The organism is Thauera aminoaromatica (assembly GCF_000021765.1).
GTDB lineage: Bacteria > Pseudomonadota > Gammaproteobacteria > Burkholderiales > Rhodocyclaceae > Thauera > Thauera aminoaromatica.
In genome coordinates this window covers 485,560-511,469 of the sequence record NC_011662.2, presented here as the reverse complement: position 1 = coordinate 511,469, position 25,910 = coordinate 485,560, and the positions used below count along the sequence as shown (strand labels likewise).

The following is a 25,910-nucleotide window of genomic DNA, read 5'->3' as shown; positions in this document are numbered from 1 at the left end:
TTCCCCGTGGGAGCGCCGCAAGGCGCGAAGACGGCGGTCAGGGAGCCGATGCGGGTGCGGGCCTCCACCGCCGCATTCGCGCCTTGCGGCGCTCCTGCATCAAGCATCGCGGGGGTGGAGGTGGCGCCGCGGCCCGTAGGGCGCGAACGGGCGCGGCGCTTCGGCTATGCTTCGCCCCCATGCTCGCATTCGTCCAGGTCCTCGCCAGCGGAGTCGCGATCGGCTGTGTCTATGGCCTGGTCGCACTCTCCTTCGTGCTCATCTACAAGGCCACCGAGACGGTCAGCTTCATGCAGGGCGACCTGCTGATGCTCGGCGCCTTCGCCGCGCTCGGCCTGCACGCCTTCGCCGGCTGGCCGCTCGTCGCCGCGGCGGTGGCGGCGGTGCTGGCGGTGGGCGTGCTCGGCGCCGTGCTGGAGCGCGCCGTGCTGCGGCGCGCGCTCGGCCAGCCGCACCTGGTGGCGGTGCTGCTCACCTTCGGCCTGGGCATGATGATGCGCGGCGGCGTCGCCTCGGTGCCGGCGGCGGCGCAGGACATGCACCGCCTGCCTTTCGCCGCCGACACGCTGGCGATCGGCCCCCTCGTGCTCGCCGCCAGCCACCTGTGGGTGATCGCCGCCACCGTGCTGCTCGCCGGCCTGCTCGCCGCCTTCTTCCGCCACACCCGCACCGGGCTGGCGCTGCGCGCCTGCTCGGAGGACGCGCGCAGCGCCGCGCTGATGGGCATCCCGGTGGCGCGCATGCACACCCTGGCGTGGGCGCTCGGCGCGGCGCTCGCCGCGGTCGCCGGGCTGCTGCTCGCGCCGATCACCTTCGTGCATCTGAACATGGGCTTCATCGCCCTGAAAGCCTTCCCCGCCGCGGTGCTGGGCGGGCTGACCAGCCTGCCGGGCGCGCTCGTGGCCGGCATCTTCCTCGGCGTCGCCGAGGCGCTCGCCGGGCTGGCGTTGCCCGAAGGCACGAAGGATTTCGTGCCCTACGTGCTGCTGCTGGCGGCGCTGCTGCTGTTCCCGCAGGGGCTCGGCGGCGCGCGAGGGCGGGCGTGAGCGCACCCATCCTGCGCGGTGGCGTGCCGGCGGTGCGCGCCGCATTGCCCTGGCTGGCGGTGCTGCTGCTCGCGCTCGCCGGGCTGGGTACCGACTACGCGCTCGGCAAGGCGACTCTGGTGGCGACCTACGCGATCGCCGGCCTCGGCGTGGTCGTGGTGGTGGGCCAGGCGGGCCAGATCGCCCTCGGCCAGGCCGCACTCGTGGCGCTCGGCGCCTATGCCCAGGCGCTGCTGGTCGCGCGCGGCGTGCCGGCGCCGCTGGCCCTGCCCGTCGCCGCGGCGGCCGGTGCGCTCGGCGGCGCGCTCGCCAGCCTGCCGGCGCGGCGGCTGGGCGGGCTGTATTTCGGCATGAGCACGCTCGCCTTCGCCCTCATCGTCGAGGAGGCGCTCGCACGCTGGGAGTCGCTTACCCACGGCGCCGCGGGCCTCACGGTGGGGGCCTTCACCCTCGCCGGCTGGCGCGCGGACTCCACCCTAGCGCAGGCCACGGTCAGCGTGGCGGTGCTCGCGCTCGCGATGCTGGCTTGCGCACGCCTTTTCGCCTCGCGCCACGGGCGCGCCTGGCGCGCCGTGCGCGACGACGAAATCGCCGCCGCCGCCTGCGGCATCGACAACGACGCGGCGAAGATGCAGGCCTTCGTGGTCGGCGGCGCGCTGTCCGGGCTGGCGGGCGGGCTCTACGCGCACTGGATCGGCTTCATCAGCCCGGAGCAGTTCGGCCTGGTGTTCTCCTTCGAGTTGCTCATGCTCGCCTTCATCGGCGGCGCACGCCGCCTCGCCGGCGCCGCCTGGGGGGCGCTGGTGATCGTCGCCATCCCGCCGCTGATCTCGCTGCTGCGCGACCGCCTGCCCGGCGACTGGGCGCGCGCCTCGGGGCTGGAGCTGCTGCTGTTCGGCGCGGTGATCGTCGGCGTCGTGCTGCTGCGCCCGGCCGGACTCGCGGGCGAAGCGAAGGGGCACGACCGGTGAGGCCGCCGAGGTGGGACGGCGCTTGATTCTCGCGCTGCAGCAGACGATAGTAACGCTCTCGTAATTCTGCATGCAGTTTGCGCCGGAGCCCGCCATGAGTGCCTGGAGTTGCCCACACGACCTCGATGGAATCTGCCAACGCGTGCGCGGCGCGATCTGCTCGCCGGGCATGCGCGGCTGCGAACTCGAGGGCAAGGTGCGCTTCGCGCTCGACGAGTTCAACGAGCCGCGCAAGCCGGTCAAGGCGCGCCCGGCGGAGACCAGGCCCGAGCCCAAGCCCGGCGCCGCCGCAGCCCCGCGCCGCCGCCTGCCGTTCTGATCCACGCTTCGCATCACCCACCGGCCCGGCTTGCGGGCCACTCGCGCGCGCTCCGCGGTCGCCTTGCCGTAGCCGCGCACGGCAATCCAACCAACCTCCAGGAGTTCTCCCGATGAGCCCCTTGCGTCGGCTTGCGCTCGCGCTCGCCTCCTCGCTGTCCCTCGCCTGCGCCCTGCCCGCCACGGCGGCGGGGGTGAGCGCCGATGAAATCGTCGTCGGCACCGTGTCCGACCTCTCCGGCCCGATCGCCATGCTCGGCGTGCCCGTGCGCGACGGCATGCTGATGCGCTTCGACGAGGCCAACGCCGGCGGTGGCGTGCATGGGCGCAAGATCCGCCTTGCGGTCGAGGACGCCGGCTACGACCCCAAGCGCGCGGTGCTGGCCGCGCGCAAGCTGGTGCAGCACGATCAGGCCTTCGCCTTCATCGCCAACATGGGCACGCCGGTGGTCATGGCGAGCATGCCGATCATCGTCGATGCCGGCCGCCTGCACTTGTTCCCCTTCTCGCCCCACCGTGCGACCTACGAGCCGCTGCACCCGCTCAAGTTCCAGAACTTCGCGCCCTATCAGGACTACATGGAAGCCGCCACCCGCCACATGGTGCGCGAGCGCGGCTACCAGCGCAGCTGCCTGCTCTACCAGGACGACGACTACGGCCTGGAAGTCATGAAGGGCGTCGAAAAGGCGCTGGCCGGGCTCGGCACCGAGCTCGTCGAGCGCACCAGCTACAAGCGCGGCGCCACCGATTTCTCCAGCCAGATCGCGCGCCTGCGCGCCGCGCGCTGCGACCTCGTGGTGCTCGCCACCGTGGTGCGCGAGACCGTCGCCGCCATGTCCGAAGCGCGCAAGATCGGCTGGGACGTCGACATGCTCGTCACCGCCTCCGGCTATTCGGCGCAGACCCACGAGCTCGGCGGCGCCGCGGTCGAGGGCCTGTACGGCGTCTCGGTGCTGCCGCACCCCTACGCCGAGGGCGCGAACAGCCAGCTCGCCGCCTGGATCGAGCGCTATCGCGCGCGCTTCAACACCGAACCCAACGTGTGGAGCGTGATGGGCTACACCCTCGCCGACCTGTTCGTGCGCACCGCCGAGGCCACCGGGCGCGAGCTCACCCCCGAGCGCTTCGCGCACACGCTCGAAGGCATGGCGTTCACCCGCGACTACTTCGGCAGTCCCGCCTACCGCTTCAGCGCCGACGACCACCTCGGCAACCGCAAGGGCCGCCTCGCCCAGATCCGCAACGGACGCTGGGAGCTGATCACCGACTACCTGGAGTGAGGCGCGGGCCGCGCTCCAGCGATCGGCGTATCGCGACTTGCGTCGCTCCCACTGGAAAGCTGCGATCGCGACTTGCGTCGCTCCTGCCGGAGCGTCACCCCGACCGCGGTAGTTTCCCTGCCGCCTTCCACGGGTACTGGGATGCGGCGGCAGAGCTTCCCGGGGCCGTGCCGGTTTTCGTGGGAGCGACGCAAGTCGCGATTCCGGCGCACGGGATTCGCGTCGACGCAGCTTTGCCGGTGCAATCGCGACTTGCGTCGCTCCCACTGGAAAGCTGCGCGGTGTGCGAGCCGACGATGACGCATTGACGCGGCAAGGCCGAGGGCAGCCCGGAGCGCAGCGAAGGGCCGCGAGTGCAGGCGGCCCTCCGCCCGCTTCCCGCGACCGTATCGAAGCCGCGCCCCTCGTCCGCCGGATGGGGTACGCTTCACGCCATCCGCCGACCTTCCCGCACCTCGATGACGCCTCCCCGCACGATCACCGTCGCCTTCACCGGCGCCTCCGGCCTGCCCTACGGCGTGCGCCTGGTCGAATGCCTGCTGCAGGCGGGCTGCCGGGTGTGGTTGCTGTACTCGCAGGTCGCGCAGATCGTCGCCCGCCAGGAGATGGACTGGAACCTGCCCGCGCGCCCGGCCGAGGTCGAGGCCGAGCTTTCCGCGCGCTTCACCGCCGCACCCGGGCAGTTGCGCGTGTTCGGCCGCGAGGAGTGGTTCGCCCCGCCGGCCTCCGGCTCCAACCCGCCCGACGCCATGGTCGTGTGCCCATGCACCGTCGCCACCCTCGCCTCGATCGCCGGCGGGCTCAGCCAGAACCTCATCGAGCGCGCCGCCGACGTCGTCATCAAGGAAGGCCGCAAGCTCGTGCTCGTGCCGCGCGAGACCCCGTACTCGGCGATCCATCTCGAGAACATGCTCAAGCTCGCCCGCCTCGGCGTGTGCATCCTGCCGCCCAACCCCGGCTTCTATCACCATCCGCAGACCGTGCAGGACCTGGTCGACTTCGTCGTCGCCCGCATCCTCGACCAGCTCGGCGTGCCGCACAGCCTGATGGCGCGCTGGGGCGAGGATCGCGAGCAGGCCGGCTGAAGCCTGCCGGCACCGCTGCCCCCTGCGCACCGGAGCGTCCCATGACCCCGCCGCCCGACACCCTCCCGCTGTTTCCGCTCAAGACCGTGCTCTTTCCCGGCGGCGTACTGCCGCTGCGCGTGTTCGAGCCGCGCTACATGGACATGGTCACGCGCTGCATGCGCGAGGGCGGCTCCTTCGGCGTCTGCCTGATCGCGGCCGGCGACGAGGTCGGCGAAGCCGCCGTGCCGCACCCGGTGGGCACCGAGGCGCTGATCGAGCACTGGGACATGGAGCAGCCCGGCGTGCTCGAGTTGCTGGTGCGCGGCGGACGGCGCTTCCGCATCGTCGACCACGAGCTCGAGCGCGACGGCCTCCTGGTGGGCAGCGTGCGCTGGCTGGAGGAGCCGCCCGCGGAGCCGGTGCCCGCCGCGCAGGCCGAGCTTCTGCCGCTGCTGCGCTCGATCGTCGAGGAGCTCGGCGACCGCCTGCCGCCGCCGCACGACTTCGACGACGCCGCCTGGGTGGGCGCGCGCTACATCGAGCTGCTGCCCATTCCGCTGCTCGCCAAGCAGAAACTGCTCGAGCTCGACGATATCGTCAGCCGGCTGGAGATCCTCCAGCAGTTCCTGCGCGAGCACGGCCTGATGCCGAAGAAGGCCTGAGCGCGCACGACTCGTCGCGGCGCGCCGGTGCGTTCCCCGCAGGCTCAGGCGCCGCGCGCGGGCGCGCCCTCGTCGAAGAGGCCCGGTGCCGCGAGGCCGTCGAGGATGCGCCGCACCGGCGCGGGCAGGGCGGCCTCGGCGTGGGCGCCCAGCGGCAGCCAGCACAGCGCGCCGTCGTCGGCCAGGCCTTGGATGGCACTGGCGTGCAGCAGCAGCGGCTGCAGCTCGAGCACGAAGTGGGTGAAGGCGTGGGTGAGTGGTGCGAGCGGCCGGGGCGCGGCGGTGGCCAGGCCGAAACGCTGGGCGCTCCAGGCCTGGGCGTCGTCCACCTCGGCGGGCAATTCCGGCAGCGCCAGCAGGCCGCCCCAGATCCCCGCCGGCGGGCGACGCTCCAGCAGCACCGCGCCCTGGTGCAGGATCACCGCACAGCGCGCACCACGCCGCGGCACCACCTTCTTCGGGCGCGCGGTCGGCAACGCGGCCACGCGCCCGTCGCGACGGGCGACGCAGTCGTCGTGGAAGGGGCAGCGCGCGCAGGCGGGGCGGGCGCGGGTGCACAGCGTGGCGCCGAGATCCATCTGCGCCTGGATGTAGCGGCCGATCCCGCGCTCCGGCAGCAGCGACTCGGCGAGCGCCCACAGCCGCGTCTCCACCGCCTTGTCGCCGGGAAAGCCCTCGATGCCGAAGACGCGGCACAGCACGCGCTTGACGTTGCCGTCGAGGATCGCCGCACGCTCGCCCCAGGCGAAGGCGGCGATCGCCGCCGCGGTGGAGCGACCGATGCCGGGCAGCCCGGCGATCGCCGCGGCGCTGCGCGGAAAGGCGCCGCCGTGCGCGTCCATGACCACCCGCGCCGCGCGGTGCAGGTTGCGCGCGCGGGCGTAGTAGCCCAGGCCGCTCCACAACGCCATGACGTCCTCGACCGGCGCCGCGGCGAGCGCGGCGACGTCGGGGAAGCGCGCGAGGAAGCGCTCGTAGTAGGGGATCACGGTCTCGACCCGGGTCTGCTGCAGCATGATCTCCGACAGCCAGATGCGGTAGGGGTCGTGGCCGCCCTGCCAGGGCAGGTCGTGGCGGCCGTGCTTGCGCTGCCATTCGATCAGGCGGATGGAAAAATCGCTCATGTCCCCTTTTGTTCCTTGCGTTGCCTGCGCGCTCGACGCTGCCCGCGCGCGCGGCGATAATCCCGGCTTTACTCCCACCCGAGCAGCGCGGCCCACCGCGCCCGTCCGTCCATGACCCAACAGCAAGCTTCCGGCGAGGACTTCCAGCGCCACTTCCGCAACGCGCTCGGCATGTTCGCCACCGGCATCACCGTGGTGACCACGCGCACGCCCGTCGGCGAGCCGATCGGCCTTACGGTCAACTCCTTCAACTCGGTGTCGCTCGACCCGCCGCTGATCGTGTGGAGCCTGGCCAACGAACTGCCCAGCCGCACGCTCTTCGAGGGCTGCGAATACTACGCGATCAATGTGCTCGCCGAGGACCAGGCCGATCTGTCGCAGCGCTTCGCGAGCCGGCTCGGCGAAAAGTTCGCCGGGCTGGAGTTCGACTCGGGGGTCGGCGGCGTGCCGCTGCTCGCGGGCTGCTGCGCGCGCTTCCAGTGCCGCAACACGGTGCGCCACGCGGGCGGCGACCACGTGGTCTTCATCAGCGAGGTGGTCGATTTCGACCGCGCCGAAGAGCGCGCGCCGCTGCTGTACTTCGGCGGCGCCTACCGCCAGCTGCGTGCCTGAAGGCCGCGCCGCGGGCGCGGCGGCGGTCCGGGCTCAGGCGGATGCCGGCGCCACGCCCGCGCCTTCCCCTGCGGCGACCAGCTCGACCACGAAAGGCAGCGAGGGGTCGATCGCGAGCATCAGCCACTCCAGCCGTTTCTTCAACGCCTCGGGGTCGCCGTCCGTGACCTGCAGGCACATCGCCTCGCGGCAATAGACGCCGTCGGGCTCGAGGTTCCACGCACCCGCCGGCACGATCGCGCAGTCGGCGATGCGACCCTCGGCGAGGCGGACCCAGCATAACAGCACGCCGCGCGCGCTGATCACGCGCGCCAGACCGACATCCGGGGCGACGCGGCAGGCGTCGATCAGCGGCGCCACCTCTGCGCTGCCCGGATGGCGCATCGTGCTCGCGCAGTCGGCCACGTCGATCGCCTTGGCGAACAGGCGCGCCGAGATGCGGTTGCCGCGCTCGAGCAGGATGCGCACCAGTGGCGAGGCGGCGTGGCGCGCGAGCGGTCCAGTCTCGGCGGGCTCGCCGGCGTAGCGCGGGTGACGGATGAATTGCGCGCTCGGCCAGGTGCCCACCTCGGCGGCCCAGGCGTCGGCGCTGAGCGTGCCGAGCAGCGCGGTGCGTTTTTCCGGCAGCACGGTGGACGGGCCGTGGGCGATCAGCTCGCCCAGGATCGAGCTCAGGCTGCCGCCGCCCGCGAGGCGGTCGAGGAACTCGCCGATTCCGTGCGGCATGCGGATCTGGTTGAAGAAGCCGGCGAGCAGCTCGCGCGCGACCAGGTCGAGCACCTCGCCGCCGAGCACGAAGTCGTTGTCGTGCTCCCCGGCATGCAGCAGGCGGCGGTGGAATTCGGCATAGCGGTTGATGCGTGGCTCGAAGCCGAGCGAGGGCGGCCAGTCGAGGAGGAGGCGGCGCAGATGCATGTCGATCATTTCGGCGGCCAGCCGGCGCTCGGTACGCAGCTGCTCTGCGCGCTCCGGCGGCGGCTCGCCCGCGGCCGCCGCGCAGGCGTGCGCGAGGGCGTGAGCGTGGGCCTGCGGGCTGTGGCTGGCGTGGCGGCGCAGATGCTCCACGCCCTCCGCGGGCGCCATGCCGATCACCGCGCCGCCCATCCAGGCGCGGTCGGGGATGTGCAGCGACACCGCAAGGACCTGACCCGCGGCATGGGTGGCGAGAACCCGGATCGGATCCTCGCCGGTGCTGTCCTGTGTGCTCATGTCGTCGCTCGTATGCATTCTTGAATCAAGCTGGAGAATACCCGCATCGGGGAAGTTTGTTGTTCGCGTGGACGGATGTGCATCGAGGCCGCCCGCCACGGGGAGGAAGAAGGGCGAGCGTGCAATGCTGCGCACGCCCCAGGATCCGCGACAGTGCTAGAATCCGCCGCGTAGACCGGACTTTCCGGAACTCCCACTCACACACCAATCGAGGAAAAGCATGAATAAAGGTGAATTCGTCGAAGCCCTGGCCGACCGTCTGGATGTGCACCGCGCCCAGGCCGACCGCGCGCTGTCCGCCGTGCTCGACATCATCGCCGAGCAGCTCGCCAAGGGCGAAAAGGTGGCCTTCACCGGTTTCGGCTCCTTCGAGGTTTCGCAGCGCGCCGCCCGCACCGGCCGCAACCCGCAGACCGGCGCCACCATCGAGATCGCCGCGTCGAGCGTGCCCAAGTTCACCGCCGGCGCCACGCTGAAGGCCTCGGTCAACAAGTAAGCGCACACCGACGGCGCCCTCGGCGCCGTGGCCTGCGGGCCCGTTCCGGCTGCTGCCGGAGCGGGCCCGCTTGCATTCCGGCGCCGTGTCCAAGGCGGGCCGTGCAAAATAAACCGCGACAGCCTGCCGTCCAACCGGTATACTGCCTGTCGTTGTGCAATGCAGCAACAGGGCCGAGAGCAATACCGACGCGTCGAGGGACGCGAGCCGGAGCGGCCCGAGGGACTGTAACCACAGCCCCATCGCCTCCGACCTCCCGTCGCCGACACTCCGTCGGGTTTTCCATTCGTTCTTCCGATCGTCTGGCATCGTGACAACCGGTTGGTGCCGATGCGCGGTCTTTCCAGGCGTCCATGCGCCACCGGATCGACCGGCCACGCCCATCGCGCGTCCCGTCGCCCTTGCGACGTCTCGTGCCGTTCCTGTCCGCAGGCACGGCACGGCGTGATGTCATTGCGGCCCGCCTGCGGCGGGTCCGGATCGCTCCGCCCGCCCATTCCCGCGCGGCGGGCAGCAAGACAGGAAGAAGCATGAACTTCGAAAACCTCGGCCTCGCCGAAGAACTCCTCAAGGCCGTCGCCAGCACCGGCTACACCACCCCGACCCCGGTGCAGCAGCGCGCCATCCCGGCGGCGATCGCCGGCCGCGACCTGCTCGTCTCCAGCCACACTGGCAGCGGCAAGACCGCCGCCTTCACCCTGCCCGCCCTGAACAGGATCATCGACCGCCGTCCGGCGCCCGGCAGCGGTCCGCGCGTGCTGGTGCTGACCCCCACCCGCGAGCTCGCCCAGCAGGTCGAGAAGGCGGTGCAGACCTACGGCAAGGCCCTGCGCTGGCTCAACACCGCCTGCCTGGTCGGTGGCGCGCCGATGTTCGCGCAGATCAAGCAGCTGCAGCGCCAGTGCGACGTCGTCGTCGCCACCCCGGGCCGCCTGCTCGACCACCTGACCCGCCGCAAGATCAAGCTGTCGGACGTCGAGGTGCTGATCCTCGACGAGGCCGACCGCATGCTCGACATGGGCTTCGCCGAGGACATCGACGCCATCGTCGCCGCCACCCCGGCCAAGCGCCAGACCCTGCTGTTCTCGGCCACGCTCGACGGTGTGGTGGGCAGCATGGCGACGCGCATGACGCGCGACGCCGAGCGCATCGAGATCGAGGTCGCCCAGGAAGACCGCGGCCAGATCGAGCAGCGCCTGATGTTCGCCGACGACCTCGGCCACAAGAGCCGCCTGCTCCACGCCCTGCTCGGCGAGGACGGGATGAACCAGGCGGTGGTGTTCACCGCCACCAAGCGCAGCGCCGACGAGCTCTCGCTCGCGCTGCAGGAAAAGGGCATCTCCGCCGCCGCGCTGCATGGCGACATGCACCAGACCCAGCGCAACCGCACCCTCGACCGCCTGCGCCAGGGCCGCATCGGCGTGCTGGTGGCGACCGACGTCGCCGCGCGTGGCATCGACGTCGCCGGCATCAGTCATGTGATCAACTTCGACCCGCCGCGCCAGGCCGAGGACTACGTGCACCGCATCGGCCGTACCGGCCGCGCCGGCCGCGACGGCATCGCGATCACGCTCTCCGGCCCGCGCGAGACCGGCCTCATCCGCGCGATCGAGCGCTTCACCGGCGACCGCCTCGCGGTGCACACCATCCCCGGCATGGAGCCCTCGCCGCGCAAGCCGGCCGGCCCGCGCCCGGGCGGCAACAGCGGTCGCCGCTTCGGCAGCGGCGCCAAGCCCTCTGGCAGCAGCTACGGCCGCCCCGGCGGCGACGCGCGCCGCAGCGGCGGCGGCTTCAGCCGCGACGGCCATCCTTCGCGCAGCGAGCGCAGCCACGACGACCGCCGCTCGCGCGGCTGACCCGGCGGGCCCGCCCAGGGCCCGAGCCTCGTGAAGATCCCGACGGGCGGCGTCAGCGCGGCGCGGCGAACACGGTGAGCACCCCGGTGTAGCCGTAGAGGCGGCTGTGGGCGATCTCGCCGCCGGCGAAGAAGCCCGCCAGCGCCACGTCGCCGAGCACGTCGCGGATCAGCTCGAGCTCGGCCGCCGGACGGCCGAAGTGCGGGCCACCGCGGCCCGAGCAGCTCACATACACCGCGCCGAGCGCGACACGGTCGCTGTCCACCAGCTCGTCGCGAATCTCGCGCGCCACGCGGCGCAGGTCGGCGAGCGCCGCAGCAGGGTCGCGCCGGCAGAAGATCAGCCAGGCGCCCTGCTCCACCTCATCGCCGATCGCCACCACGCCGGCACGTGGATCGAGGCCGATGATGTTGCGCACCAGCATGTCGGCACCGAAGGCGGCGGGGGCGACGAGCTCCGCGTCCGCCCCCGGATGCAGCCCGACCAGGGTGTTCGACAAGGCTTCGGCGACCGGCTCCAGCGCCATGTCGGGCGGCAGGCCGAGATCCTCCATCACGCAGTCGAGCGCACCGCGACCGTCCAGTGTGATGACGAAGTTGTCCCGCGCGCGGCTCACCAGCCGCCGCGGCCCGATCGGCTGGCAGCCCTGGGTGACGCGCGAGACGACGCCGACCTCGGCGGAGAAGGCCACCCCTGACAGGCCGCCGCCGTCGAACACACCGTCGGCGATCTGCACGCTGCGCCCACGCGAGGCGGTCAACCCGCCGAACAGGTAACCGCTCGCGGTGCGCTCGGCGAGTTCGGGCAGCAGCTCCTGCAGGTCCGGGGTGCGGCCGTCGGCGTGCACCAGCGCGGTGTGCGGGTGGAAGTCCTCGGCATCCGCACGCAGTGGCTGCACCCCCGAGAACACGCGGAAGGCGCGCCGCGGCAGGGGTGCGAGCATCAGCGCGAGCGCCGGCTCGTCGAAGTGCTCGGCACCGGTCGCGGCCACCCCGATGCCCACAGTGCCGACCCAATGCACGCCGGGCAGGCGGCGCTGCAACTCGGCGACGATCTCGTCGGCGTCGGCGGCGAAGCGGTCGCTCAGGTAGCAGAAGCCGAGGGTATATTCGGGCAGCCCGTCCCGCCCCGCATGGTCATGGCCTCCCGCGGCGCGCAGGTCGAGCAGCAGGGCGTCGAGCGCGCGTGCGAGCGCCACCCGCCAGTCGGCGTGGGCGGCATGTCCGGCAGCGAAGCGGGTCGGGTTCATGGGATCTCCCGGTCGAGGAACGCCTCCAGCTCGGCCGCCACCACCTCGGGCTGGTCGTGCTGCAGATTGTGGCCGCAATCGGCCACGGTGACGACGCGGGCATCGGCGAAGCAGTCGATGCGGCGCTGGAGTTCCTCCGGCTCGTCGCCGAAGCGGTCATGCACATAGCCCTCGGCGGAGACCAGCATCAGCACCGGGGCACGCACACGCCGCCAGCACGCCATCGCGTCCTCGATGCGGTAGACCGCGGGCGAGGGGATTTTGTGCCAGGGATCGCCGGCGATCTCGACCTGTCCGTCGGCACGCACGCGCCCGAGGTGGCGGCAGAGGAACTCCGCACGCGCCGGGGTGAGGCGCGGATTGACCGCGCGCAGGCGTTCCGCGAGCGCGGCCCGGTCGGCGTAGATGCGGGCAGGCGGCGGTGCGAGCTGGGCGTCGAGCCAGCGCCCGAGCTGCTGCGGCGCATCGACGTCGGCCGGCGCCTTGAGCCCGATGAAGTCGAGCATCGCCAGCCGCGCCACGCGCTGCGGGCGCAGACCGGCGTAGATGCCGGCGATGTTGGCGCCCATGCTGTGGCCGACCAGGCGCACCGGGCCAGCGGGCGCGTAGTGGGCGAGCAGGGCCTCGAGGTCGGCGTAGTAGTCGGGAAACCAGTAGGGGCGGTGCAGCCAGGTGGTCTCGCCGTAGCCGCGCCAGTCGGGGGCGATCAGCTGCCAGTCGTGACGCAACGCATCGACGACGAACTGGAAGGTGGCGGACGTATCCATCCAGCCATGCAGCAGGAAGACCTTCGGCGCGTCGGCCGGGCCCCAGCGGCGCACGTTGTATTCGAGGCCGCGGATGGCGACGCGTTCGGTGGAGGAGGGCTCGAGGACGGTGTAGTGCATGCGGGCGGGCATCTTTTCCGGGACAATCACGCTTCCATTCTAGCCGTCGATTCCATCCCGCCACCGTCCGTCGGGCATCCCCCGCCCCGCCACCCCGCGCTCCCGCATGACCGATCCCGCCACGCTGCGCCGGCGCTTTCTCGCCGAGGCGCAGACCCTTCGCAACGAACGCCGCGACTTCCACGAGTGGCATCGCGGCCGGCCGCACTACCTGCTGTGGGCGATCGACGTCGACCTGCCGGCGGTGCGCGCGCGCGTGGTCGCCGCGCAGCGCGCGCTCGACGGGCTGCTGCTCGACGGCTACCGCCGCCAGCCGCACATCACCCTGGCCCTTTGCGGCTTTCCGGCACAGGGCGCGGAGCCGGCGGCGGACGAGTTCGACCACGCCTGGCTGCAGGCCCGCGTCGAGGCGCTGGCGGCGGCGCGGATCAAGCCCTTCACGCTCACCATCGGCGGCCTGGAGAGCTTCTCGTCGGCGCCCTTCCTGCATGTCGACGGCGCCCTCGGTGCGCTGGCCGCATTGCGCGCCTGCCTGCACACGGACACGCCGCACCCGCAGGGCGAGTACGTGCCGCACGTGACCGTGGGCCTGTACGCCGACGCGCTGCACACCGCCGCGGTCGCGCCCCGGCTCGACGCCTTCGCGCCACAGCCACCGCTGCACTGCACGGTCGAGCACATCAGCCTGATGGGCTACGCCGCCACCGAAATCGGCGGTGCCCTGTTCACGCTGGCCGAGTGGGATCTCGCCACACGGCGCCTGCACTGGCGGGACGCGGTGCCCGCCGTCGAGCGCCTCCCTGCCCCCGACGCGCGCGGCGACGCGGACCAGGCCCCCACGCCGGCAGCGGGCCGCCATCCGGAGACGCCATGAGCACACCTTCCCCCGACGTCGCGCCGAGCGGGCCCGCAGGCAATCGCCCCGCCTCGCCCTTCGCGCTCTTCATCGCCTTCAGCCTGCTCGCGTTGCAGGGCTTCGGCGGCGTACTCGCGGTCGCCCAGCGCGAGCTGGTCGACCGCCGCGGCTGGCTGAGCCGCGCCGAGTTCGTCGAGCTGTACTCGATCGCGCAGATGCTGCCCGGGCCCAACGTGGTCAACCTGTCGCTGATGATCGGCGACCGCTACTTCGGCTGGCGCGGCGCGCTCGCGGCCATCACCGGCATGCTGCTCGCCCCCTTCCTGATCGTGATCGCGCTCGCCGCGAGCTACGAGCGCCTGGCCGAATACCCCGCCGTCGCCGGCGCGCTGCGTGGCATGGGCGCGGTGGCGGCGGGGCTGATCCTGGCGATGGCCTTCAAGATGCTCGGCACCTTGCGCGGCAACCTGCTCGGCCCCTGGCTGTGCGCAGCACTCGGCCTCGCCAGCCTGGTGGCGATCGCGGTGTTCCGCCTGCCGCTGGCATGGATCGTGATCGGCCTCGGCCTGCTCGGCTGGGGCCTGGCGCGCTGGCGAGTGACGGTGCTCGACGCGCGTGCCGCGCACGGGGAGGAAATGCGATGAACACGCTGCCGGCGGGCGAGCTGCTCGCCCTCTTCCTGCACTTCCTGACCCTGTCGCTGCTGTCGATCGGTGGCGCCATGTCGACCGCGCCCGAGATGCACCGCTACTTCGTCGTCGAGCGCGGCTGGATCGGCGACGCCGACTTCACCACCGCGATCGCGCTCGCCCAGGCGGCACCCGGGCCCAACGTGCTGTTCGTGCCGGTGCTCGGCTTCCAGGCCGCCGGCCTGCCCGGGGCGGCGGCGGCGCTGGTGGGCATCCTGTTGCCCTCGACGCTGCTCTCGCTGGGGGTGAGCCGCTGGGGCGCGAGCCGGCGCGACACGCCGCTGGTGCGCGCGTTCACCGCCGGGCTCGCGCCCGTCACCGTGGGCCTGGTATTCGCCACCGGCTGGCTGCTCGCCCTGCCCTTCCTCGGCGACCCGGCGCACCGCAACGGCGCCCTGGTGCTGATCACGCTGACCGCGCTGGTGACGCTGCGGACGAAGCTGGCGCCGATCTGGATGATCCTGGTCGGCGCGCTGCTGGGGGCCGCGGGCATCGCCTGAGCAGCGCGGCGCGAGCGACTCAGCGCACCGCTTCGCCTCCCGGACAGGCACGCAGCTCGGTGACGCCGCCATCGGAGGCGATCAGCGCGGACAAGGGCCTGCAGGACTCGCCATCTGCACACCACTCGTAGTCGGCGGTATAGGCCGAGCGCGTGAGGCGCAGCACGGCGTGGCGGCTGCGCGGGTGCCACTCCCAGGCGCCATCGCGCAGCACCGCGCCCTCCGCCGGTTCCATTCCCGCCCCGTGGCCGCGCACGCGCACGCGCTCGAGCACCAGCCCCCCGTCTTCCACCCGCCACGCCTCCTCCCAGCGCACGCGCTCGATCGAGTGCGTCCACGCCAGGGTGAAGGCGTTTGCGGCGACCACCGCGGCAGCGACGCTGGTGGCGAGGCAGACCGCCATCAGACGGTGAGCGCCTGTGTGTCGCGCGAGCGCCAGATATGCCAGCCCAGCACCAGCGCCGCCAGGCCGAAGCCGAGCTCGTCGGTGATCGGCAGCGCGACCACCAGCATGGACGCGGCGACAAAGGCGAGCACGCGCTCGAGCGGGTTCATCGGCGAGCGGAAGTAGCCGACCACCGCCGTACCCCACAGCGTGACGGCGAGCAGGGCCTTGAAGACCACGTACAGCGTCGCCTCGAAGCCCTTGTCGCCCTGCAGCATGAGCTCGGGCGCATACACCGCCATGTAGGGCACGATGAAGCCGGCGATGGCGATCTGTACCGCGCGCACGCCGATCTTCAGCCCGCTCTCCTTGGCGATCGGCGCCGCGGCGAAGGCGGCGAGCGCGACCGGCGGGGTGAGGTCGGCCATGATCCCGAAATAGAACACGAACATGTGCGAGACGATCAGCGGCACGCCGAGCTCGAGCAGCGCGGGTGCGGCGATCGAGCTGGTGATGATGTAGTTCGGGATGGTCGGGATGCCCATCCCGAGCACCAGGCAGGTGAGCATGGTGAGCAGCAGCGAGACGAACAGGCTGTCGTCGCCGATCTGGATGATGTAGCCGGCGAAGGCGGTGGCGCCGCCGGTCAGGGTCAGCGAGCCGATGATCACGCCCACCAGCGCGCAGGCCACGCCCACCGGCAGCGCGTGCAGCGCGCCGTCCACCAGCGCCCTCGCCGCCAGGCGCAGGGTGTGGCGGCCATCGGCGCGCGGCGCGAGCAGCACCGCGAGCACCGCCACCACCGCGACCACCGAGATGATCCCGACCTTGGCGAAGGCCGAGCAGGCCAGGCCGAGCACGATCCAGAACAGCAGGCGCAGCGAGGTGCCGTTGAGATGGCGCGCCAGGCTGCTGCCGAACAGCAGCACCACGGTCAGCGCCAGGCCCACCATGCCGGCGAACATCGGCGTGAAGCCGGCGAAGAGCAGGTAGACCAGGCCGACGAGCGGCAGCAGCAGGTACCAGCGCGCGCGGATCGCCACCCACGGGTCGGGGCACTCCTCCTTCGGCAGCCCCTTCAGCCCGGCGCGGCCGGCCTCGAGGTGGACCATCCAGAACACGGTGAAGAAGTACAGCATGGCGGGGATCGCCGCCGCCTTGGCGATCTCGACGTAGGGCACGTTGATCGTCTCGGCCATGATGAAGGCCACCGCACCCATCACCGGCGGCATGATCTGCCCGCCCATCGAGCTGGTGGCCTCGACCGCGCCGGCGAAGGCCGGCGTGTAGCCGAACTTCTTCATCAGCGGGATGGTGAACTGGCCGGTGGTGACCACATTGGCCACCCCCGAGCCGTTGATCGTGCCCATCAGGCCGGACGACACCACTGCGACCTTGGCCGGGCCGCCCTTGGTGTGGCCTACGGTGCCGAGGGCGAAGTTGGTGAACAGGTCGATCATGCCCGCCTGCTCGAGGAAGGCGCCGAACAGGATGAACAGGAAGATGTAGGACGAGGACACGTAGGTCGGCGTGCCGTAGATCCCCTCGGTGCCGAAGGCGAGCTGGCCCACCACCTGGTCCAGCCCATAGCCGCGGTGGGCGAGCTCGCCCGGGAGGTACTCGCCGAACAGGGCGTAGGCGAGGAAGCCGAGACAGATCAGCGGCAGCGCCAGCCCCATGATGCGGCGCGCAGCCTCGAACACCAGCACCAGCGTGACGACGCCCACCACCATGTCGGCCTGGGTGAGCTCACCGGCACGCTGCACGAGGTCGGCCTCGTAGATCCAGTGATAGCCCGACAGCAGCAGCGCGCCGAAGCCGATGACCTTGGTCGCCAGGCTGGTGCGCCCCTGCCCGCCCTGCACAGGATGGAGCAGGAAGGTCAGCAGCAGCAGGAAACCGACGTGCAGCGCGCGCACGACGGTGCTCGACAGCGGGCTGAAGGCCGAGGTGACGAGCTGGAAGACCGAGAACAGGATCGCGCTGTAGAAGACGACGCGCAGCATGCCCTTGCCGGCGACGGCGACAGGCGAATCGACGGAGGAGCTCATGGCAGTTCCGGAGAGGGAAGCGGGGCACGGCCCGCCCAGGCGCGGCGATGCGCACCCGGGCGGCGGGCGAGAGGGCTTACTGGATCAGGCCCTTCTCGCGATAGAACTTCTCCGCACCCGGATGGAGCGGGATCGGCAGGCCTTCGACCGCCTTCTCGAGCTTGATCTGGCGGCCGGCGGAGTGCGAGTTGCCCAGCCGCTCGAGGTTGTCGAAGAGGCCCTTGGTCATCTGGTAGGCGACCTCGTTCGAGACCTTGTCGTTGGTCACGAGCAGGTTGTTGATCGCCACCGTCGGCACCTCGGCGGCCTGGCCCTCGTAGGTGTTGGCCGGGACCGCGGCCGCACGGTAGGCGGGGTCGCCCACCTTGGCCACCACCTCGGCCGGCACCGGCACGAAGTTGACCTTCACCGCCGCCGACAGGTCGCGCAGCGCCGCCACGCCGAGGCCGGCCGACTGCAGGGTGACGTCGATCTGACGGTTCTTCATCAGCTCGACCGATTCGCCGAAGGGCAGGTATTCGACCTTGGCGAAGTCCGCGTAGGAGAGGCCCGCGGCCTTCAGGATGGCACGCGCGTTGATCTCCGTTCCCGAGCGCGGCGCGCCGACCGAGATGCGCTTGCCCTTGAGGTCGGCGAGCGTCTTCACGTCGGCGTCGGCCAGGGCGACGATCTGGATGTAGTTGGGGTAGACCGAGGCGATCGCACGCAGCTTGTCGAGCGGCTTGGCGAAGCCCGCATCGGCGTTGCCCTTCCAGGCGTCGGACACCGAGTCGGCAAGCGAGAAGCCGATCTCGCCACGGCCCGCCTGCAGCAGGTTGAGGTTCTCCGCCGAGGCCTTGGTGGCCTGCACCTGGACCTTGCTGTCGGGAATGATCTCGCCGTAGAGCTGCGACAGGGTGACGCCGAGCGGGTAGTACACCCCGCTGGTGCCGCCGGTCAGCACGTTCACGAAGGTGGCGGCCGAGGCCGCGGTGGTCATGGCGACGAACACGGTGCCGAGGGCGCACTTGCGGATCAGGGACTTCATCGATGACTCCTCCTTGGAATAAATATCGATTATCTGCCCATCGATGGACAGCCACACTTTAACAACACCCCCGCCCGCAGCGCACCACCGCGGTGCTCGGCGTTTTCCCTGATAGGCGAACGCGTCCGGCCGCCACTTGCGCACTTCGAATCCCGCGCAGCGGCGGTTGCGCACGGGCGACCCCAGGGGTCTATCCCGGGGATTCCCCCTCTTCCCCGGCGCGTGGGCGATCTGCTACAACCGCCGCTCCGCAACCCTTCCGGCCTACGCTCGCACACGCGTCCAGCCGTCCCAACCCCATGGAAACAGTCGATACCGTCGTGATCGGCGCCGGCGTGGTCGGCCTCGCCTGTGCGCACAGCCTCGCCCGCAGCAGGCGCGAGGTCGTGATCGTCGAGCGCGAGACCGCCTTCGGCACCGGCATCAGCGCCCGCAACAGCGAGGTGATCCACGCCGGGCTGTACTACCCGCCCGGCTCGCTCAAGGCCCGCCTGTGCGTGGAGGGCCGCCAGCGCCTGTACGCCTGGTGCGCGCAGCACGGAGTCAACCATGCGCGCTGCGGCAAGCTGGTGGTCGCCAGCACCGCGACGCAGGCGCCGGCCCTGCAGGCGATCGCCGAACGCGCGCGCGCCAACGGCGTGGACGACCTGCGCCACATCGACGCCGCCGAGCTCACCGCGCTCGAGCCGGCGCTCGCCGGCCACGGCGCGCTGCTGTCGCCCTCGACCGGCATCGTCGACAGCCACGGCCTGATGCTGTCGCTGCTCGGCGAGGCCGAGCGCCATGGCGCGATGCTGGCGCTCGGCAGCCCGGTGCTGGAGGGCCGCGCGGAGGCCGACGGCATCGTGCTGCGCATCGGAGGCGAGGCCGCCACCGCGCTGAAGGCAAAGCGGGTGGTGAACGCCGCGGGGCTGGATGCGCCGGCGCTCGGGCGCGCGATCCTGGCTCCGGCCTCTGCGCAGGCGCCTCAGGCGCATTACGCGCGCGGGGTGTATTTCAGCTACGCGGGCAAGGCGCCGTTCTCGCGCCTGATCTACCCGATCCCGGAGCCGGGCGGGCTGGGCGTGCACCTGACCCTGGATCTGGGCGGACAGGCGAAGTTCGGTCCCGACGTGGAGTGGATCGCCGCGCCGGACTACACCGTGGATCCAACGCGCGTGGAGCGCTTCGCCGGCGCGATCCGGCGCTGGTGGCCGGACCTGGACGCGCAGCGGCTGCAGCCGGGCTATGCCGGCGTGCGCCCGAAGATCGTCGGCCCCGGCGAGCCCGACGCCGACTTCCGCATCGACGGCCCGTCGGCGCATGGCACGCCGGGGCTGGTGCATCTCTACGGCATCGAATCGCCCGGCCTCACCGCGGCGCTCGCGATCGGCGAGCACGTCGCGGCGCTGCTCGCGGCCGAGGGGCGCTGACTCCGCAGCGCTCCCCGGCGCACAGGTCCGACCCCGATCAGGCCGCGGCGTCCATCGCCGCGGCGAGGAGGTCGAGGCCTTCGTCGAGCACCGCCTGCTCGATGGTGAGCGGCACCATCAGGCGCAGCACGTTGCCGTAGCTGCCGCAGGACAGCAGCAACAAGCCGCGCTGCAGCGCCGCGGCGATCACCGCCTTGGCGATCTCCGGCGCCGGACGCGCATGGTCGCCATCGTGGAAGAACTCCACCGCCACCATCGCGCCCAGGCCGCGCACGTCGCCGATGCACTTGTGGCGCGCCGCCATGTCGCGCAGGCGGCGCTGCATGTGCTCGCCGATCGCGAGCGCGCGCTCGCACAGCTTCTCCTCTTCCATCACGTCGAGCACGGCGAGCGCGGCGGCGCAGGCCATCGGCGCGCCGGCATAGGTGCTGCCGAGGCCGCCCGGGGCGAGCGCGTCCATGACCTCGGCACGGCCCACCACCGCCGCGACCGGGAAGCCGCCGCCGAGGCCCTTGGCCAGGGTGATGATGTCGGGCACCACGCCGCTGTGTTCGACCGCGAACATCTTGCCGCAGCGGCCGATGCCGGACTGGATCTCGTCGGCGATCAGCAGAATGCCGTGCTTGTCGGCGAGCGCGCGCAGGCGCTGCAGGAACTCGGCGGGCGCGGGGTAGTAGCCACCCTCGCCCTGCACCGGCTCGACGATGAAGGCGGCGACGCGACGCGCCTCGATGTCGTTCTTGAACAGCAGCTCGATGCCGTGGATGGCGTCCTCCACGCTGATGCCGTGCAACGCGCAGGGATAGGGGGCATGGTAGATCTCGCCAGGGAAGGGGCCGACGCCGAGCTTGTAGGGGTCGACCTTGCCGGTGAGGCCGAGCGCGAGCAGCGTGCGGCCGTGGAACGCGCCGTTGAAGGCGATCACGCCCGGGCGGCCAGTGAAGGCGCGCGCGATCTTGACCGCGTTCTCGACCGCCTCGGCGCCGGTGCTCACCAGCATGGTCTTCTTCGCCGCATCGCCCGGGGCGAGCGCGTTGAGGCGCTCGGCCAGGCGCAGGTAGCCGTCGTAGGCCACGACCTGGAAGCAGGTGTGGCTGAAGTGGGTGAGCTGCGCCTGCACCGCGGCGACCACGCGCGGGTGGCTATGACCGGTGTTGACCACGGCGATGCCGGCTACGAAATCGATGAAGCGGCGGCCCTCGACGTCCCACACTTCGGCATTGAGGGCCTTGGTGGCGAACAGCGGGTGGGCCTGGCCCACGCCGCGCGGCAGCGCGGCGGCACGGCGGGCCATGAAGTCGGCGTTGTGCAGGCCGGGGGGAAGGGTGTTGGCGTTCATGGGTGTCTCCTGTCGATTCGCTTGGGGGAACGGCGGCTCACTGCACGCCGCCCATGCACAGATACTTGACCTCGAGGTAGTCCTCGATGCCGTACTTGGAACCTTCGCGGCCGAGGCCGGAGGACTTCATGCCGCCGAAGGGCGCGACCTCGGTCGAGATGATTCCGGTGTTGATGCCGACGATGCCGTACTCGAGCGCCTCCCCGACCCGCCACACGCGGTTCATCGAGCTGGCGTAGAAATAGGCGGCGAGGCCGAACTCGGTGTCGTTGGCCATGCGGATCGCCTCGGCCTCGTCCTTGAAGCGGAACAGCGGCGCCACCGGGCCGAAGGTCTCCTCGCGCGCCACCTTCATCGCCGGGGTCACGTCGACCAGGATGGTGGGCTCGAAGAAGCTGCCGCCGAGCGCGTGGCGCTTGCCGCCGGCGAGCACGCGCGCGCCCTTCTCCACCGCGTCGGCGATGTGCTCCTCGACCTTGGCCACCGCGTTCATGTCGATCAGCGGGCCCTGGGTGCTGCCCTCGGCGAGGCCGTTGCCCACCTTCAGGCGCGCCACCGCGGCGGCGAGCCTGGCGGCGAAGGCGTCGTACACACCGTCCTGCACCAGCAGGCGGTTGGCGCACACGCAGGTCTGGCCGGTGTTGCGGTATTTGGAAGCGATGGCGCCCTCGACCGCGGCGTCGAGGTCGGCATCGTCGAAGACGATGAAGGGCGCATTGCCGCCGAGCTCGAGCGAGAGCTTCTTGACGCTCGGCGCGCACTGCGCCATCAGCTTGACGCCGATCTCGGTGGAGCCGGTGAAGGTGAGCTTGCGGACGATCGGGTTGGCGGTCAGCTCGCCGCCGATCTCGGCCGCGCCGCCGGTGACCACACTGAACACGCCCTTCGGCACCCCCGCGCGCTCGGCGAGCACCGCCAGCGCGAGCGCCGAGTAAGGGGTCTGGGTGGCGGGCTTGAGCACCATCGTGCATCCGGCCGCGAGCGCCGGACCGGCCTTGCGCGTGATCATCGCCGCGGGGAAGTTCCACGGCGTGATCGCCGCGCACACCCCGATCGGCTCCTTGGTGACGACGATGCGCTTGTCGGGCTGGTGGCCGGGGATCACGTCGCCGTAGATGCGCTTGCCTTCCTCGGCGAACCACTCGATGAAGGAGGCGGCGTAGAGCACCTCGCCGCGCGCCTCGGCGAGCGGCTTGCCCTGCTCGCTGGTCATCAGCACGGCGAGGTCTTCCTGGTTGGCGAGGATGAGCTCGAACCAGCGCCGCAGGATCTTCGCGCGCGCGCCGGCGGTCAGCGCACGCCACGCCGGCCATGCGGCGTTGGCGGCCGCGATGGCGCGCCGGGTCTCGGCCGCGCCCATGCGCGGGATGGTGCCGAGCACCTCGCCCGTGGCCGGGTTGCGGATGCTCGTGGTGGCGCCGTCGTCGGCGTCGATCCACTGCCCATCGACATGGCAGCGGGTGCGGAAGAGGTCGGGATCTTTCAGGTTCAGGCTCATGGTCGGGGTCCGTCGGGTGGTCGGGGGAAAGCTTGGGTTCTTGGAGTCGGTGCCGGGGGTGGCGCGAGCGCGGCGCTCAGCGGCGCGCGCCACGCATGCGCTCGGCGCGCCGGCGCAACCATTCGAGCGTCATCAGCATCAGCGTCGACAGCACGATCAGGATGGTCGCGACTGCCGCGATGGTCGGGCTGATGTTCTCGCGGATGCCGGCGAACATCTGCCGCGGCAGCGTCGCCTGCTCGGGGCTGGCGAGGAAGAGCGTGACCACGACCTCGTCGAAGGAGGTGGCGAAGGCGAACAGGCCGCCCGAGATGATCCCGGGCGCGACCATCGGCAGGGTGACGCGGAAGAAGGTGGTGAGCGGGTTGGCGCCAAGGCTGGAGGCCGCGCGCACCAGGTTGAAGTCGAAGCCCTGCAGCGTCGCGGTCACCGTGGTGACGACGAAGGGCACGCCGAGGATGGCATGCGCCAGCACCAGGCCGGTGTAGCTGCCGGTGAGGCCGAGCGGGGCGAAGAAGATGTACATCGCCACGCCGATCACCACCACCGGCACCACCATCGGCGAGATCAGCACCGCGGTGAGCAGCGCCTTGCCGGGAAAATCGGCGCGCACCAGGCCGATCGAGGCCAGCGTGCCGAGCACCATCGCCAGCAGGGTGGCGAGCGGCGACACGATCAGGCTGTTCATCAGCGCCTGGCGCCAGGCCGGCGAGGTGGCGAACTCCTCGTACCAGCGCAGCGAGAAGCCCGACATCGGGTACATCAGGAAGCTGTCGGCGTTGAAGGACAGCGGCACGATGACCAGGATGGGCAGGAACAGGAAGGCCAGGATCAGCCCGACCAGCCCGCGCATGCCGTAATACCATGCCCGTTCCACGGGCGAAGCGTAGGGTTGCAGCATCGTCGTCGTCCTCAGCGCGCCTTCATGTACTTGACCCGGGTCGGCCCGAGATAGCGGGCATAGACCATGTACAGCAGCAGGGTCGCCGCCAGCAGCACCGCGGAAAGCGCGGCGGCCATGCCCCAGTTGATCGTCTGGTTGGTGTAGAAGGCGATGAAGTAGCTCAGCATCTGCTCCTTCGGACCGCCGAGCAGCGCGGGCGTGATGTAGTAGCCCATGCACATGATGAACACGAGCAGGCCGCCGGCGCCGATGCCGGGCAGGGTCTGCGGGAAGTAGATCTTCCAGAAGCTGCGGAAGGGCGGGCAGCCGAGCGAGAGCGCGGCGCGCACATACACCGGCGAGATGCCCTTCATCACCGAGTACAGCGGCAGCACCATGAAGGGCAGCAGGATGTGGACCATCGCCACATACACGCCGAAGCGGTTGAAGAGGAGCTGGAGCGGGCTGTCGGTGAGGCCGAGCCACATCAGCAGGCGGTTCACCAGGCCCTCGTTCTGCAGCAGCACGATCCACGCCGCCACCCGCACCAGCACCGAGGTCCAGAACGGCAGCAGCACGAAGACCATCAGCATGTTGCTGTGGCGGGTGGACAGATTCGCCATCAGGTAAGCCACCGGGAAGCCGAGCACCAGGCAGCACACGGTCACGACCAGGCTCATCCAGAAGGTGCGCAGCAGCACGTCCACATAGATGCGCTCGTCCGCGGGGGCGGCGACGATGTTGCCGTCGGCGTCGATCGTGCGGTCGATCGCGGCGAGCAGGTAGAACGGCGTCAGCGCGCCGCCGGCGCGGTGGATCGCCTGCCAGGTGGCGAGCTCGCCCCACTGCGCGTCGATCGCCAGCAGCGCCTCGCGCGCCGGCACGGCAGGATCGAGCGGCAGCTTGCGCGCGGTCTTCATGACCAGGCTGCGGTAGCCGGCGTCCTCGCGGTTCAGGCGCTTGGCGATCGCGGCGATCGCCGGCGAGCCCTTGGCCGCGGCGAGCTCGTCGGCGAGCGCGCGGAAGGCGGCCTCGGCCGGTGGCGCGCGACCGTCCCAGTCCTCGAGCGCGGCCAGCGTGCGCGGCAGGTTGTCGTGGATCTCGGGGTTATCGACACCGATCGTCAGCAGCGAGCCGATCGGCCAGATGAAGGCCACCAGCACCACCAGCGCGAGCGGCAGGATCAGGGCGCCGAAGAGCAGGTTGCGGCGGCGCTCGGCGCGGCGCAGGCGCTTCTTCAGCGGCGTGCCATTGCCCTCGGCGGGCAAGGGAACGGCAGCGGAGGTGTCGACGGCAGTGCTCATGGACGAGTCCGTTCGGGCAGATGGAGACGGTGGCCGCGCGTTGCGGCCGCCAGCGCGGGCCGGACGCCCGCGGCGGCACGGGCATGCCCGCGCACGGGCATGCGACGAAGGCAGCGCTCAGCGCGCGGCCCAGGCGTTGAAGCGCTGCTCGAGGTTCTCGCCGTGCTCGACCCAGAACTCGGTATCGGTCGCCATCGCGCCCTTCATGTTCGCGGGCGCAGTCGGCAGGCCCGCGGCGACCTTGGCGTCGATCGCCGGCACCGCCTTCAGGTTGACCGGGCCGTAGGCGATCTCGCCCGAGAACACCGCCTGGTTCTCCGGCTGGCTGGCGAAGCGGATGAACTTGAGCGCCTCCGCCTTGTTCGGCGAGCCCTTGGGGATGGTCCACGAATCGACGTCGTAGATGCTGCCGTTCCACACCACCTTCAGGTTCTTGCCTTCGACCTGCGCTGCGGAGATGCGACCGTTGTAGGCGGCGCTCATGACCAGGTCGCCCGAGGCAAGCAGCTGCGGCGGCTGCGCGCCGGCTTCCCACCACTGGATGTTCGCCTTGAGCTTGTCGAGCTTGGCGAAGGCGCGGTCGACGCCGGCCGGGGTGGCGAGCACCTTGTATACATCGCTGGTCGGGACGCCATCGGCGAGCAGGGCGAACTCGAGGGTGTACTTCGCGCCCTTGCGCAGCCCGCGCTTGCCGGGGAATTTGTCCACGTTCCAGAAGTCGGCCCAGGAGGTCGGCGCCTCCTTGAGGCGGTCGGCGTTGTAGGCGAGCGCGGTCGACCACACGAAGATGCCGACGCCGCATTCGCTCACGGCGGCAGGGACGAAATCGGCCTTGTCGCCCACCTGCGCGAAGTCGATCTTCTCGAACAGGCCTTCCTCGCAGCCGCGCACCAGCTCGGGCGACTCGACCTCGAGCACGTCCCAGGTCACGTTGCCGGCCTCGACCATGGCCTTCACCTTGGCCTGCTCGCCGTTGTACTCGCCGGCGACGACCTTGACCCCGGTGGCCTTGGTGAAGGGCGCGTAGTAGGCCTTGTCCTGCGCCTTCTGCGAGGCGCCGCCGAAGGAGATGACGGTGATGTCGGCCGATGCGGTGCCGACGGCGCCCCCGAGGGCGACGAGGACGGCGGCGCGAAGGAAGGATGCGGCGTGCTTCATGATGTGTCTCCGGTTCTGGTTATGTGGGTGC

General features: G+C 71.2%; 24 protein-coding genes and 1 pseudogene. 13 read left to right on the top strand and 12 right to left on the bottom strand.

Translation table 11 applies throughout. The features are described 5' to 3' along the window. The first annotated feature begins 179 nt into the window (after positions 1–179). From TMZ1T_RS02165 to TMZ1T_RS02140, 6 genes are all read left to right on the top strand, one after another. Complete coding sequence (locus TMZ1T_RS02165) at positions 180–1,046, top strand: branched-chain amino acid ABC transporter permease (protein WP_012584453.1); 867 nt, start codon at positions 180–182, stop codon at positions 1,044–1,046. Beyond that, positions 1,043–2,017, top strand: coding sequence for a branched-chain amino acid ABC transporter permease (locus TMZ1T_RS02160; protein WP_012584452.1), 975 nt, complete (start codon positions 1,043–1,045; stop codon positions 2,015–2,017). Before TMZ1T_RS02165 ends, TMZ1T_RS02160 begins: the two co-directional genes overlap by 4 nt. Positions 2,018–2,111: 94 nt before the next feature. Continuing rightward, positions 2,112–2,336 (top strand): hypothetical protein, encoded by a 225-nt coding sequence (locus TMZ1T_RS02155; protein ID WP_012584451.1) that lies wholly within the window; start codon positions 2,112–2,114, stop codon positions 2,334–2,336. A gap of 112 nt (positions 2,337–2,448) precedes the next feature. After that, a complete protein-coding gene (locus TMZ1T_RS02150) occupies positions 2,449–3,615 on the top strand; it encodes an ABC transporter substrate-binding protein (protein WP_004323957.1) in 1,167 nt (388 codons plus the stop codon). Positions 3,616–4,073: 458 nt separating this feature from the next. Next, on the top strand, positions 4,074–4,700 hold the full coding sequence (locus tag TMZ1T_RS02145) for a flavin prenyltransferase UbiX (protein ID WP_004323955.1): 627 nt from the start codon (positions 4,074–4,076) through the stop codon (positions 4,698–4,700). Between the two features lie 41 nt (positions 4,701–4,741). Further along, on the top strand, positions 4,742–5,344 hold the full coding sequence (locus TMZ1T_RS02140; RefSeq protein WP_012584450.1) for an LON peptidase substrate-binding domain-containing protein: 603 nt from the start codon (positions 4,742–4,744) through the stop codon (positions 5,342–5,344). A 44-nt stretch (positions 5,345–5,388) separates the two neighbouring features. On the opposite strand, the gene mutY is transcribed toward TMZ1T_RS02140, so the two are convergent. Then, on the bottom strand, positions 5,389–6,468 hold the full coding sequence (gene mutY, locus TMZ1T_RS02135; RefSeq protein WP_004323951.1) for an A/G-specific adenine glycosylase: 1,080 nt from the start codon (positions 6,466–6,468) through the stop codon (positions 5,389–5,391). Between the two features lie 111 nt (positions 6,469–6,579). Between mutY and TMZ1T_RS02130 the strand changes: the two genes are divergently transcribed. After that, positions 6,580–7,080, top strand: coding sequence for a flavin reductase family protein (locus TMZ1T_RS02130; RefSeq protein WP_004323949.1), 501 nt, complete (start codon positions 6,580–6,582; stop codon positions 7,078–7,080). A gap of 33 nt (positions 7,081–7,113) precedes the next feature. Here TMZ1T_RS02130 and TMZ1T_RS02125 read toward each other — a convergent pair whose 3' ends face one another. Further along, on the bottom strand, positions 7,114–8,289 hold the full coding sequence (locus TMZ1T_RS02125; RefSeq protein ID WP_041589762.1) for a hypothetical protein: 1,176 nt from the start codon (positions 8,287–8,289) through the stop codon (positions 7,114–7,116). Positions 8,290–8,506: 217 nt separating this feature from the next. On the opposite strand from TMZ1T_RS02125, the pseudogene TMZ1T_RS02120 reads away from it, so the two are divergent. Both TMZ1T_RS02120 and TMZ1T_RS02115 read left to right on the top strand, forming a co-directional pair. Continuing rightward, positions 8,507–8,785 (top strand): annotated as a pseudogene (locus TMZ1T_RS02120) (HU family DNA-binding protein); the annotation flags it as partial. Positions 8,786–9,315: 530 nt separating this feature from the next. Then, positions 9,316–10,641 carry a DEAD/DEAH box helicase gene (locus TMZ1T_RS02115; protein ID WP_012584448.1) on the top strand — a complete coding sequence of 442 codons (1,326 nt, stop codon included), beginning with the start codon at positions 9,316–9,318 and terminating at the stop codon, positions 10,639–10,641. 52 nt (positions 10,642–10,693) lie between these two features. Here TMZ1T_RS02115 and TMZ1T_RS02110 read toward each other — a convergent pair whose 3' ends face one another. Both TMZ1T_RS02110 and TMZ1T_RS02105 read right to left on the bottom strand, forming a co-directional pair. Next, positions 10,694–11,890, bottom strand: a complete 1,197-nt coding sequence (locus tag TMZ1T_RS02110; RefSeq protein ID WP_004314481.1) for an FIST signal transduction protein — start codon at positions 11,888–11,890, stop codon at positions 10,694–10,696. After that, the gene (locus TMZ1T_RS02105; protein WP_012584447.1) at positions 11,887–12,789 is read right to left on the bottom strand and encodes an alpha/beta fold hydrolase; all 903 of its coding nucleotides are present in this window, start codon (positions 12,787–12,789) and stop codon (positions 11,887–11,889) included. Before TMZ1T_RS02105 ends, TMZ1T_RS02110 begins: the two co-directional genes overlap by 4 nt. 94 nt (positions 12,790–12,883) lie before the next feature. Here TMZ1T_RS02105 and TMZ1T_RS02100 point away from each other — a divergent pair, with 94 nt between their 5' ends. From TMZ1T_RS02100 to TMZ1T_RS02090, 3 genes are read left to right on the top strand one after another with little or no spacing between them, the layout of a single operon-like run. Further along, on the top strand, positions 12,884–13,651 hold the full coding sequence (locus tag TMZ1T_RS02100; protein WP_004314484.1) for a 2'-5' RNA ligase family protein: 768 nt from the start codon (positions 12,884–12,886) through the stop codon (positions 13,649–13,651). Beyond that, positions 13,648–14,277, top strand: coding sequence for a chromate transporter (locus TMZ1T_RS02095; protein ID WP_012584446.1), 630 nt, complete (start codon positions 13,648–13,650; stop codon positions 14,275–14,277). The genes TMZ1T_RS02100 and TMZ1T_RS02095 overlap by 4 nt, the downstream gene beginning before the upstream one ends. Then, positions 14,274–14,822: a chromate transporter gene (locus tag TMZ1T_RS02090; RefSeq protein ID WP_012584445.1), complete on the top strand. Its 549-nt coding sequence runs from the start codon at positions 14,274–14,276 to the stop codon at positions 14,820–14,822. The genes TMZ1T_RS02095 and TMZ1T_RS02090 overlap by 4 nt, the downstream gene beginning before the upstream one ends. 19 nt (positions 14,823–14,841) lie before the next feature. Here TMZ1T_RS02090 and TMZ1T_RS02085 read toward each other — a convergent pair whose 3' ends face one another. The 3 genes from TMZ1T_RS02085 to TMZ1T_RS02075 all read right to left on the bottom strand — a co-directional run bounded on the left by TMZ1T_RS02085 (position 14,842) and on the right by TMZ1T_RS02075 (position 18,285). Further along, on the bottom strand, positions 14,842–15,225 hold the full coding sequence (locus TMZ1T_RS02085; RefSeq protein ID WP_004314490.1) for a DUF1850 domain-containing protein: 384 nt from the start codon (positions 15,223–15,225) through the stop codon (positions 14,842–14,844). Further along, a complete protein-coding gene (locus TMZ1T_RS02080; protein ID WP_012584444.1) occupies positions 15,225–17,258 on the bottom strand; it encodes a TRAP transporter permease in 2,034 nt (677 codons plus the stop codon). Before TMZ1T_RS02080 ends, TMZ1T_RS02085 begins: the two co-directional genes overlap by 1 nt. Positions 17,259–17,334: 76 nt before the next feature. Further along, positions 17,335–18,285 carry a TAXI family TRAP transporter solute-binding subunit gene (locus tag TMZ1T_RS02075; RefSeq protein ID WP_004314492.1) on the bottom strand — a complete coding sequence of 317 codons (951 nt, stop codon included), beginning with the start codon at positions 18,283–18,285 and terminating at the stop codon, positions 17,335–17,337. A gap of 299 nt (positions 18,286–18,584) precedes the next feature. Here TMZ1T_RS02075 and TMZ1T_RS02070 point away from each other — a divergent pair, with 299 nt between their 5' ends. Beyond that, positions 18,585–19,697 (top strand): NAD(P)/FAD-dependent oxidoreductase, encoded by a 1,113-nt coding sequence (locus TMZ1T_RS02070; RefSeq protein ID WP_012584443.1) that lies wholly within the window; start codon positions 18,585–18,587, stop codon positions 19,695–19,697. 37 nt (positions 19,698–19,734) lie between these two features. Here TMZ1T_RS02070 and gabT read toward each other — a convergent pair whose 3' ends face one another. From gabT to TMZ1T_RS02045, 5 genes are all read right to left on the bottom strand, one after another. Further along, positions 19,735–21,036, bottom strand: coding sequence for a 4-aminobutyrate--2-oxoglutarate transaminase (gene gabT / locus TMZ1T_RS02065; RefSeq protein WP_012584442.1), 1,302 nt, complete (start codon positions 21,034–21,036; stop codon positions 19,735–19,737). 37 nt (positions 21,037–21,073) lie between these two features. Further along, positions 21,074–22,534: an NADP-dependent succinate-semialdehyde dehydrogenase gene (gene gabD, locus TMZ1T_RS02060; RefSeq protein ID WP_012584441.1), complete on the bottom strand. Its 1,461-nt coding sequence runs from the start codon at positions 22,532–22,534 to the stop codon at positions 21,074–21,076. Positions 22,535–22,610: 76 nt separating this feature from the next. Continuing rightward, on the bottom strand, positions 22,611–23,435 hold the full coding sequence (locus TMZ1T_RS02055) for an ABC transporter permease (RefSeq protein ID WP_004314498.1): 825 nt from the start codon (positions 23,433–23,435) through the stop codon (positions 22,611–22,613). Positions 23,436–23,446: 11 nt separating this feature from the next. Then, on the bottom strand, positions 23,447–24,721 hold the full coding sequence (locus TMZ1T_RS02050; protein WP_012584440.1) for an ABC transporter permease: 1,275 nt from the start codon (positions 24,719–24,721) through the stop codon (positions 23,447–23,449). Positions 24,722–24,838: 117 nt separating this feature from the next. Further along, on the bottom strand, positions 24,839–25,879 hold the full coding sequence (locus tag TMZ1T_RS02045) for an ABC transporter substrate-binding protein (protein ID WP_012584439.1): 1,041 nt from the start codon (positions 25,877–25,879) through the stop codon (positions 24,839–24,841). Between the last annotated feature and the right edge of the window lie 31 nt (positions 25,880–25,910).